Origin of the sequence: Streptomyces sp. NPDC092045 (assembly GCF_044756005.1) — a bacterium.
GTDB lineage: Bacteria > Actinomycetota > Actinomycetes > Streptomycetales > Streptomycetaceae > Streptomyces.
In genome coordinates this window covers 163,568-173,071 of sequence record NZ_JBIVSC010000011.1, presented here as the reverse complement: position 1 = coordinate 173,071, position 9,504 = coordinate 163,568, and the positions used below count along the sequence as shown (strand labels likewise).

Genomic DNA, 9,504 nt, shown 5'->3' with positions numbered 1-9,504 from the left:
TCGGGGCGACCCTCCGCCTTGCGATCGCACGCACCGGACACCGCCGGGCCTGCCCTCCGGGCAGACGGCGCTACTTTCGACACACGCCCTAGGGGTGTCTCGGCGATCATGCCGGCTCGCGGCGTCCGGCACCGCACCCCGCCGCGTCGTCGCCGGTCGCCGACGCTCCGCGTCGACTCCCTCCTCCGCCGCGCGACGCACGGCACCGGACGCCGCTCTCCGATCCGGCCCGATCGGCGAGACGCCCCCAGGGCCCGCCCGGAGCCTGTCGGGGGCCTGCGCGGGACTGGTCCACGGGGGACGGACGGAATGCGGCCACCGGGTCCGGTGTTCAACCACCGGACGAGGGGAAGGATGCCATCGTGGCCGACAGCAATCCGGAAACGCACGTCATCGACTTCCGCGCCGCGGAGCACCTGCTGGCCGCGCGGGACCCCCGCGGCGCCGTGAAGCTGCTGGACTCGGTGATCGCCGCCCACCCCGAGAACACGGCCGCGCGCCTGCTGCGCGCGCGTGCCTTCTTCGCCGCCGCCCAGCTGCGCCCCGCGCAGCTGGAGTTCGAACTGGTCCTGGAGCGCGAGCCGGACAACGCGTTCGCCCACTTCGCTCTCGCCCGCACCTTCGAGCGCTCCGGACAGACCGACCGGGCCACCCGGCACTTCCGCCTCGCCGCCGCGCTCGACCCCAAGCCGGAGTACCTGGAGGCGGCGGGCTTCGACTCGCCGAACTGAGCGCCCACGGACGCGGGGCAAGGACGCACGGGGCGCGGGCGGCGCTCAGCGCTTCCCGCCGCCCCTCCGGCCGGGGCCGTACGGAGGGACGTCCCGGCCCGGCTGCCAGTGCGGCCCCTGCCGCATCCGGCGCACCACGAGGACCATGTCGACCAGAACCACCAGGAACAGCACCCCGCAGGCCGCGGCCCAGCCGGGACGGCCCACCAGGGCGAACGCGATCGTGCCGAAGGCCGCCCACAGCAGCCCCCACACGCTCAGCCAGAACCGCATCCGCAGAGGACTGCGCGCGGTCACCGGCTCGTCCCCGGTCCGCATGGCGGTCACCTCTTCCGTGGAGTCTCCCCGGACCCTTCCAGCATGGACCCGCCCCGGACCGAACGGAAAGCCGGGCCGGAGGGAAACAGGGCCGAAGGGGGGCGGGCCGGAGAGGAGACGGGCCGGAGGGAGACGGAGCCGGGGCGCTCAGTGGATGACGCTGTAGCTCCGCCAGGGCAGGGTGTCCGGAACGATCCGGTCGCCGGTGTCGGACGGCAGGTAGGTGGAGTCCTCGCCCCGGCAGTCCCGGGTCCGGTACAGCACGATGTCCACCAGGGTGTTGTTCTCGACCTTGGTCGCGCCGGACGGCGCCAGGCGGTGGCAGCCCTTCACCGAGGGGCTCGTCACCTGCACGCCCAGCTCGCGCTCCGTCTCGTACTCGATCGTGCCCACGGCGGTGCGGCCGAGGCCCGAGCAGCCGGCGACGGCGAGGGTGAGCAGCACGGCCCCGGTGGCGGTCGTGAGACGCCGGCGAACGGACATGGCGGTTCCTCTTCTGTCGGGCTTCCGCCGGACTCCTGCGGGACGAAGGACGGCGGACGGCGGTGGGCCGCGGAAGGCGGGTGGCCGGCGGGCGGCGCCCCTCGGGCCCGACCCCGGTCCAGGCCCACCCTCCCGCCCGCCGGGCCCCGTGTCATCTGCTGCTGGGCCGCCCGGGGGAACCGCCCGCCGGTCCCGGCCGGCGGCGGTGGCCGGACCCGGTTGTCAGACCCCGCCCGTAAGGTCGGAGATCCACGTCGGACCATCGCGTCGGAGCAGGTCGGGGCTCCGTCGCACGGCGGAGGGCCGGGGGAGGAGAGCGGAACAGTGACACACACCTGGACCACCGGCGCGGCCGTCTTCCTGCCCGCCGCCCTGCCCCGCGAGGGCCGGGTCGCCTTCTGGGCCCCCGACGGCGGCGCGCTGCCGGACCCGGAGACGGCGTCCGGCGCGGAGCGCGTCGGGCTGACCGTCGCCCGGCGGCACGGCGGCGGCGCCCGGAGCCGCGAGGTCCCCGCCGTCGCGCTCCCCGTCGAGGCCGCCCTGCCCCACCTCCTCGCGGCCCGCCACCACCCGGCCGCCCACCCCGCCACCGCCGGCTGGGGCGCCGCCGCCCTGCACGCCCTGCACCTGGCCGCCCGGGGAAGGCTCCTGCCCGGACTCACCGCCGACGACCTGGACGCCTGGCGGGCCGGACCCCTGGACGCCGACGACATCGCCCACCTGCGGGCCGTCGCCGCCGCCCTGCCGGCCGAGGCGTACGCCGTGCCCGTCCCCGGCCGGGGGCCGCTGCGGCTGCCCGATCCCGAGGCCCTCGTCCGCGCCTTCCTCGACGCCGTCGCCGACGTCCTGCCCCGCACCCCGGCCGCCGCCCACGCGGTCGGGGCGCCGTTCGCCGCCCGCGCCCCGCAGCACCTGCCCCGCGCGCGTGCCTGGGCCGCCGAGGCGGCGGCCGGGATGGACGCCGGCGTCCGCGTCTCGCTCCGCCTCGACCTGTCGGCGTACGAACTCTTCGACACCGGCGCCCCCGGGGAGGGACCCGGCGCGTCCGGAGAGAAGGGCGCGGCGCCCGACGAGGAGCGCGGCGGGGACCACGGCGAGCGCCACCCGGCCGGTTCCGTTCCGAACGGCGGCCGGCGCCACGCCGCCGCCGCCCTCCTCCAGATCCACAGCCTCGCCGACCCCACCCTCGTCATCGACGCCGCGGCCCTGTGGGCGGGGGAGGGCGAGCACTTCGGCCCCCGCGCCCGGATCGACGCCGTCCTCGCCCTGCGCCGCGCCGCCCGCGTCTGGCCCCCGCTGGCCCGGCTCCTGGAGCGGGACGTGCCCGACGTCCTCGCCGTCACCGAGGACGAGCTGTACGAGCTGCTCGGCCCCGCCGCCGCCCGGCTCGCCGACGCCGGGGTCGCCGTCCACTGGCCGCGCGAGCTGGCCCGCTCGCTCAGCGCCTCCGCCGTCGTCCGCCCGGCGTTCGCCGCGCCCGGCTCCGCGACCGACGGCACCCCGTTCTTCGACAGCGAGGAACTGCTGCGGTTCGACTGGCAGCTCGCCCTCGACGGCGACCCGCTGACCGAGCGCGAGATGGACCTCCTGGCCGAGGCCCACCGGCCCGTCGTGCGCCTGCGCGACCAGTGGGTCGTCGTCGACCCCGACCTGGTCCGCAAGGCCCGCAAGCGGGAGCTCGGCCTGCTCGAACCGGTCGACGCCCTCGCCGCCGCCCTCACCGGCACCGCCGAGGTCGACGGCGAGACCGTCCCCGCCGTCCCCGTCGGAGCGCTCGCCGCCCTCCGCGACCGGCTCCTGGCCGGACCCGAGGACGTGCAGGCCCCGCCCGGCCTCGCCGCCACCCTGCGCGACTACCAGCTCCGCGGCCTCGCCTGGCTGGACCTGATGACCTCGCTCGGCCTCGGCGGCTGCCTCGCCGACGACATGGGCCTCGGCAAGACCGTCACCCTCATCGCCCTCCACCTGCGCCGCGCCCGCAGCGCCCCCACCCTCGTCGTCTGCCCGGCCTCCCTGCTCGGGAACTGGCAGCGGGAGGTGCGGAAGTTCGCCCCCGACGTGCCCGTGCGGCGCTTCCACGGCGCCGACCGGGACCTGGACGGCACCGGGGGCGGCATCGTCCTCACCACCTACGGCACCCTGCGCACCAGCGCCGCCCGGCTGGCCGCGCACGAGTGGGGGATGGTCGTCGCCGACGAGGCGCAGCACGTCAAGAACCCGTTCTCCGCGACGGCCCGGGCACTGCGCGAGATCCCCGCGCCCGCCAGGGTCGCCCTGACCGGCACCCCCGTCGAGAACAACCTCTCCGAGCTGTGGGCCCTCCTCGACTGGACCACACCCGGACTCCTCGGACCGCTCAAGGCCTTCCGCTCCCGGCACGCCCGGGCCGTGGAGAACCACGAGGAGATCGAGCACGACGAGGCCGTCGAGCGGCTCGCCCGGCTCGTGCGGCCCTTCCTGCTCCGCCGCCGCAAGTCCGACCCCGGCATCGTCCCCGAGCTGCCGCCCAAGACGGAGTCCGACCACCCCGTCCCCCTCACCCGCGAGCAGGCCTCCCTCTACGAGGCGACCGTCCGCGAGACCATGGCACGGATCGAGGAGTCCGAGGGCATGGCACGGCGCGGCCTCGTCATGAAGCTGCTGACCTCCCTCAAGCAGATCTGCAACCACCCCGCCCAGTTCCTCAAGGAACAGGCTCCGCGCGGCCCCGGCACCGCCCGCCTCGCCGGCCGCTCCGGGAAGCTCGCCCTGCTCGACGAGCTCCTCGACACGATCCTCGCCGAGGACGGGTCCGTGCTCGTCTTCACCCAGTACGTGTCGATGGCGCGGCTCCTCGCCGACCACCTGGCCGCGCGCGGCGTCCCCGCCCAACTCCTGCACGGCGGGACCCCGGTGGCCGAGCGGGAGCGGATGGTCGACCGCTTCCAGGACGGCGAGGTCCCCGTCTTCCTGCTCTCCCTCAAGGCCGCGGGCACCGGCCTCAACCTCACCCGGGCCGGCCACGTGATCCACTACGACCGCTGGTGGAACCCGGCCGTGGAGGAGCAGGCCACCGACCGCGCCTACCGCATCGGGCAGACCCGGCCGGTACAGGTCCACCGGCTGATCGCCGAGGGCACGGTCGAGGACCGGATCGCCGACATGCTCCGCGCCAAGCGGGCCCTGGCCGACGCCGTCCTCGGCTCCGGCGAGGCCGCCCTCACCGAACTCACCGACCGGGAGCTCGCCGACCTGGTGTCCCTGAGGAGGCCCTCGTGAACCGCGCCCGGGCCGCGCGCGGGGCCGCCCCCCGCCACGACGACCGCCGCCGCTCCTTCCCGCAGGTCGCGCCCCGCGAGGCCCCCGACGGGCGGTTCGCCGCCACCTGGTGGGGGAACGCCTGGGTCGACGCCCTGGAGGACACCGCCCTCGACCCGGCCCGGCTCGCCCGCGGCAGGGCCTACGCGGGACGCGGCCACGTCGACGCGATCACGGTCACCCCCGGCCGGGTCGTCGCCTACGTCCACGGCAGCCGGCTCCGCCCGTACCGCACCGAGATCAGGATGCGGACCCTCGGCGACGACGGCTGGGAGGCGTTCCTCGACGGGGCCACCGCGCGCCCCGACCACATCGCCGCCCTCCTCGACAAGGACGTGCCGCACGCCCTGGAGGCGGTCGCCGGGCTGCTTCCCGCGCCGGGCGACCTCGTCCCCGACTGCTCCTGCCCGGACGACGGCTACCCCTGCAAGCACGCCGCAGCCCTCTGCTACCAGGCCGCGCGGCTCCTCGACGAGGACCCGTTCGTCCTCTTCCTGATGCGCGGCCGGGGCGAGCAGGAGCTCCTCGCCGAGCTGACCCGGCGCAACGCGGCCCGGTCCGCCGCAGAGGCGGACGCCGCCGCGCCCCCGATGCCCACCGTCCCCGCCCGCACCGCCCTCGACGCCGCCGGGGCGGGCCTCCCGCCGTTGCCCGCCCCGCTGCCGCTCCCCGACCGGCCCGGCCGGCCGGCCGTCTTCCCGCCCGACCCCGCCGCCCCCGACCCGCTCGCGCTCGACCTCCTCGCCACCGAGGCCGCCGCCCGCGCCCACGCGTTCCTCGCCACCGGCCTCGACCCGGTCGCCGCCCTCACCCCCTGGCAGGACGCGGTCCGGCTCGCCGCCGCGCACCCCGGCTCCGGCCTCACCGCCTCCACCCGCGCGCTCTACCGCGACCTGGCCCACGCCCTCGACCGCACCCCCACCGACCTGGCCCGCGCCGTCGCCGCCTGGCGGCAGGGCGGCGCCGAGGGCCTCACGGTCCTGGAGGAGGCCTGGGACCCGCCGGCGGGCCCGTTCGACCGGGCCAGACCCGCGCTGCTCGCCGCCGGGCTCCCCGCCTTCCGCCCCTGGCGCAACCGCCTCTCCGGCAGGTCCCTCCAGCTCCGCCTGGGCCGGGACGGCCTCTGGTACGGCTACGAGTCGGACGCCGACCGCGAGGACTGGTGGCCGCGCGGCGACCCCGGCCCGGACCCCGTCGACACCCTCGACGGCCTCCTCGGACGCTGATCCCGCGACCGGCCCGGCCCGCGAAGCCGAGGACGGTCCACACTCGAACAGACCCCACTCGTTGGGGTGAAACCCTCCGGGGGCCGGATCCGGCGCGCACGTCCGCCGCGTTGATTCGGGTACGGGCGACTGCCCGTGCACACCTCCGGAAGGCAGGAAGCCATGAGGCAGATTCGCCGAAGTGGTCTGGCCACACTGTTGGTCACGGGCGGGGCGCTCGCCCTCTCGGCGGGCGCCGCCCACGCCGACGCCGGCGCCCAGGGCGCCGCGGTCGGTTCGCCGGGAGTCGGTTCCGGCAACACGGTTCAGCTGCCGGTGCACGTGCCGGTCAACGTCTGCGGCAACACGGTCAACGTCGTCGGCCTGCTCAACCCGGCCTTCGGCAACAGCTGCGCCAACGTCTCGGACGGGCCGACGGGTTACGGATCGGACGACGACGGCCGCACCCACTCCCACAAGGACGAGCCCGGCACCCCGCGCGGCGGAGAGCAGGCCGGCGGTTCCGGAGGCGGCTCCCAGAGCGGCGGCTCCTCCAACGGGGGCGGCTCCACCGCCGAGGGCCACGCCCAGGGATCGCCCGGCGTCCTCTCCGGGAACGGCCTCCAGCTCCCCGTCGACGTCCCGGTGAACGTCAGCGGGAACTCGGTCAACGTGGTCGGCATCGGCAACCCGGCCTTCGGCAACACCGCCGTCAACGGCCCCGCGAAGCCGGCCCAGCCCATCGAGACGCCCACGCCGCGCCCGCAGACCCCCGTGCGGAACATCCCGGCCCCGCAGACCGTGCCGCCCGCCCCCGCCCCGGCCCCCGCGGCGCAGGGCGAGACGGGCGAGGCCGCGCTGGCCCACACCGGTTCGTCGGACGGCCTCGGCTACGCCGCTTCGGGAAGCGCCGCGCTGCTCCTCGGCGGCGCCCTGCTGTACCGCCGCGCGCGCCGCGCCGGAGACCGGGCCTGAGGGGACGTTCCGCGCGGCGGGACCGGCGCGCACTGACGCCCGAGCCGTCAGCCGCGCGCTTCCCCGTCGCCACCGCGCCAGGCCCGGAGCACCGCCTCGATGGCGGGCGCGACCCTCGTCCGGGCCTGGTGACGGGGCACCCCCCGCATCAGCAGGGTGTCGTACGGGGTGTCGACGTGCCGTACGCCGGCCCGTACCGCGGCGGTCACCGCGCCGTGGTCGAGCGAGCGGCCCGCGGCCGTGCGCCCCACCCGCCCGCTGCCCTTCGCCGAGGCGTGGGCGGCGATCTCGTCGGCCCGGTCCGCCGGGCAGGACGGGAAGAGCCGCAGGATCTCCGCCCGGAGGGCCGCGGTGATCCCGGCGTCGAGGACCGCGCGCCGCGCCGCGTCCCGCGCCCGCCGTCTGGCGCGCGCCTCCGCGTCCGCCAGGCAGGTCCGCTCCGCTTCGGCCAGCGCCGCCTCCTCGACGAGGAGGCCCCGGCGTTCGTACCGGGTGCGGCGCCGGTTGTGCCGTACCACCACCGCCCAGAGGGTGCTGCCCTCGCGGGCGCGGCGGGTGAGGGCCGTGTCGCCCCGGGGGAGGAAGACCAGGTGCCCGAGGTCGGCGCAGTCCAGGCAGACCGGCGCGTTGAATTCGAGGATCATCCGCTCCAGCGGCCCGCGGTGGCACTCCGAGCAGCGGCGGCGCTTGAGCGGTTCGACGACGACCGGCGCGACGAGGTCCACGGCCGCCCCCGTCAGCGGACGCCGGGCGCGGCGGCGGCGACGAACAGGGCGAGGGCCTCCTTGGCCCGCTCGGAGCGGCGGGCGCGGTCCGCGGTCCCCACCGCCTCGTGCATGCAGTGGGTCTCCTCGAAGGCCGTCTGCGCCAGGCGCCGGGTCTCGGGGTCGTCGCACACCAGCTGGACGCGGAAGAGGGCCTGCCGGGCGGCGATGCGCTGCCGGTAGGAGGCGTAGCGGGACTCCTCCGCCTCCTCCGAACCGGGCTCCTCGGCCGCCCGGAACCAGCGGTCGTTCTGGCTGTGCCGGTAGTCGACGACCGCGCCGGCGAAGGCGCTGTAGGTCGCGATCCGCTCCTGCCGGAGCTGTTCGGACCGGGCGAGCGCGGCCGTGCGCTCGGCGGCCCGCCCCTGGAACCAGTGCGTGAAGACGACACCCAGCAGCGTTCCCGCCACGGCTATCAGTGCGGCGTCCATGACCGGCCGCCCTCCCGTTTCCTCGACCGTCCGACCCCTTGATCATGACAGCCGGGAGGGCCCGCGTCACCGCCCGTGTCCGCTACTGCCGGTATCCGCTCAGGAAGCGGCCGATGCGGCTGATCGCGGCGTCGAGGTCGTCGGCGTACGGCAGGGTGAGGATGCGGAAGTGGTCCGGGCGCGGCCAGTTGAAGCCGGTGCCCTGGACGACCTGGATCTTCTCCCGGAGCAGCAGGTCGAGGACGAACTTCTCGTCGTCGTGGATCTTGTGCACGGCCGGGTCGAGGCGCGGGAAGGCGTACAGGGCGCCCTTCGGCTTCACGCAGGAGACGCCCGGGATCTCGTTGAGCTTCTCCCAGGCGCGGTCGCGCTGTTCGCGCAGCCTGCCGCCCGGGGCGGTCAGCTCGTGGATCGACTGGCGGCCGCCGAGCGCGGCCTGGATGGCGTACTGGGCGGGGGCGTTGGGGCACAGGCGCATGGAAGCCAGCATGGTGAGGCCCTCCAGGTAGTTGGCGGCGTGCCGCTTCGGGCCGGTGACGACCAGCCAGCCGGAGCGGAAGCCCGCCACCCGGTACGTCTTGGAGAGGCCGCCGAAGGTGAGGATCACCAGGTCATCGGCGAGGGAGGCGGCCGGATGGTGGACGGCGTCGTCGTAGACGATCCGGTCGTAGATCTCGTCGGCGAGGACCATCAGGCCGTGGCGGCGGGCGAGGTCGAGGATCCCCTCGACGATCTCCTTCGGATAGACCGCGCCGGTGGGGTTGTTGGGGTTGATGATCACGACGGCCCGGGTCCGGTCGGTGATCTTCGACGCCATGTCGTCGAGGTCGGGGTACCAGTCGGCCGACTCGTCGCAGAGGTAGTGCACGGCCTTGCCGCCCGCGAGGGTGGTGGCGGCCGTCCAGAGCGGGAAGTCGGGGGCGGGGATCAGGACCTCGTCGCCGTCCTCCAGGAGGGCCTGCACGGCCATGGAGACCAGCTCCGAGACGCCGTTGCCGAGGAAGACGTCGTCGACGTCGACCTCGGGGAGGCCCATCTCCTGGTAGCGCTGGGCCACCGCGCGGCGGGCGGAGAGGATGCCGCGCGAGTCGGTGTAGCCGTGGGCCCTGGGGAGCATCCGGATCATGTCCTGGACGATCTCCTCGGGCGCCTCGAAGCCGAAGAGGGCCGGATTGCCCGTGTTGAGGCGCAGGACGCTGTGGCCCGCCTCCTCCAGGGCGTTGGCGTGCTCGATCACCGGGCCGCGGATCTCGTAGCAGACCTCGTTCAGCTTGCTCGACTGCCGGAACTCCATGTCCGA

9 protein-coding genes are annotated in these 9,504 nt (G+C 75.9%); 4 read left to right on the top strand and 5 right to left on the bottom strand.

The features are described 5' to 3' along the window. The first annotated feature begins 362 nt into the window (after window positions 1–362). A complete protein-coding gene (locus tag ACIQKA_RS24035) occupies window positions 363–731 on the top strand; it encodes a tetratricopeptide repeat protein (protein WP_366376656.1) in 369 nt (122 codons plus the stop codon). Window positions 732–776: 45 nt separating this feature from the next. Here ACIQKA_RS24035 and ACIQKA_RS24030 read toward each other — a convergent pair whose 3' ends face one another. Continuing rightward, entirely contained in the window at window positions 777–1,049 is a 273-nt protein-coding gene (locus ACIQKA_RS24030; RefSeq protein ID WP_402542356.1) for a DUF6343 family protein, read from the bottom strand. 147 nt (window positions 1,050–1,196) lie between these two features. Next, window positions 1,197–1,532, bottom strand: coding sequence for a hypothetical protein (locus tag ACIQKA_RS24025; protein WP_383149059.1), 336 nt, complete (start codon window positions 1,530–1,532; stop codon window positions 1,197–1,199). Window positions 1,533–1,856: 324 nt separating this feature from the next. Between ACIQKA_RS24025 and ACIQKA_RS24020 the strand changes: the two genes are divergently transcribed. The 3 genes from ACIQKA_RS24020 to ACIQKA_RS24010 all read left to right on the top strand — a co-directional run bounded on the left by ACIQKA_RS24020 (window position 1,857) and on the right by ACIQKA_RS24010 (window position 7,009). Then, window positions 1,857–4,790 carry a DEAD/DEAH box helicase gene (locus tag ACIQKA_RS24020; RefSeq protein ID WP_402542354.1) on the top strand — a complete coding sequence of 978 codons (2,934 nt, stop codon included), beginning with the start codon at window positions 1,857–1,859 and terminating at the stop codon, window positions 4,788–4,790. Then, window positions 4,787–6,055: an SWIM zinc finger family protein gene (locus ACIQKA_RS24015; RefSeq protein WP_402542353.1), complete on the top strand. Its 1,269-nt coding sequence runs from the start codon at window positions 4,787–4,789 to the stop codon at window positions 6,053–6,055. The genes ACIQKA_RS24020 and ACIQKA_RS24015 overlap by 4 nt, the downstream gene beginning before the upstream one ends. Before the next feature lie 162 nt (window positions 6,056–6,217). Beyond that, window positions 6,218–7,009, top strand: coding sequence for a chaplin (locus tag ACIQKA_RS24010; RefSeq protein WP_383432016.1), 792 nt, complete (start codon window positions 6,218–6,220; stop codon window positions 7,007–7,009). A 47-nt stretch (window positions 7,010–7,056) separates the two neighbouring features. Here the strand turns inward: ACIQKA_RS24010 and ACIQKA_RS24005 are convergent, their stop codons facing one another. The 3 genes from ACIQKA_RS24005 to ACIQKA_RS23995 all read right to left on the bottom strand — a co-directional run bounded on the left by ACIQKA_RS24005 (window position 7,057) and on the right by ACIQKA_RS23995 (window position 9,498). Further along, window positions 7,057–7,734, bottom strand: coding sequence for a DUF2293 domain-containing protein (locus ACIQKA_RS24005; protein ID WP_383149052.1), 678 nt, complete (start codon window positions 7,732–7,734; stop codon window positions 7,057–7,059). 11 nt (window positions 7,735–7,745) lie between these two features. Continuing rightward, complete coding sequence (locus tag ACIQKA_RS24000; protein ID WP_402542351.1) at window positions 7,746–8,204, bottom strand: hypothetical protein; 459 nt, start codon at window positions 8,202–8,204, stop codon at window positions 7,746–7,748. A gap of 82 nt (window positions 8,205–8,286) precedes the next feature. Continuing rightward, on the bottom strand, window positions 8,287–9,498 hold the full coding sequence (locus ACIQKA_RS23995) for a pyridoxal phosphate-dependent aminotransferase (RefSeq protein ID WP_383149049.1): 1,212 nt from the start codon (window positions 9,496–9,498) through the stop codon (window positions 8,287–8,289). Between the last annotated feature and the right edge of the window lie 6 nt (window positions 9,499–9,504).

What these genes read in the sequence shown, in the direction of transcription:
- ACIQKA_RS24030 (WP_402542356.1), bottom strand. Translation starts at nt 1,049, where the DNA reads ATGCGGACCGGGGACGAGCCGGTGACCGCGCGCAGTCCTCTGCGGATG.
- ACIQKA_RS24025 (WP_383149059.1), bottom strand. Translation starts at nt 1,532, where the DNA reads ATGTCCGTTCGCCGGCGTCTCACGACCGCCACCGGGGCCGTGCTGCTC.
- ACIQKA_RS24010 (WP_383432016.1), top strand. Translation starts at nt 6,218, where the DNA reads ATGAGGCAGATTCGCCGAAGTGGTCTGGCCACACTGTTGGTCACGGGC.
- ACIQKA_RS24000 (WP_402542351.1), bottom strand. Translation starts at nt 8,204, where the DNA reads ATGGACGCCGCACTGATAGCCGTGGCGGGAACGCTGCTGGGTGTCGTC.
- ACIQKA_RS23995 (WP_383149049.1), bottom strand. Translation starts at nt 9,498, where the DNA reads ATGGAGTTCCGGCAGTCGAGCAAGCTGAACGAGGTCTGCTACGAGATC.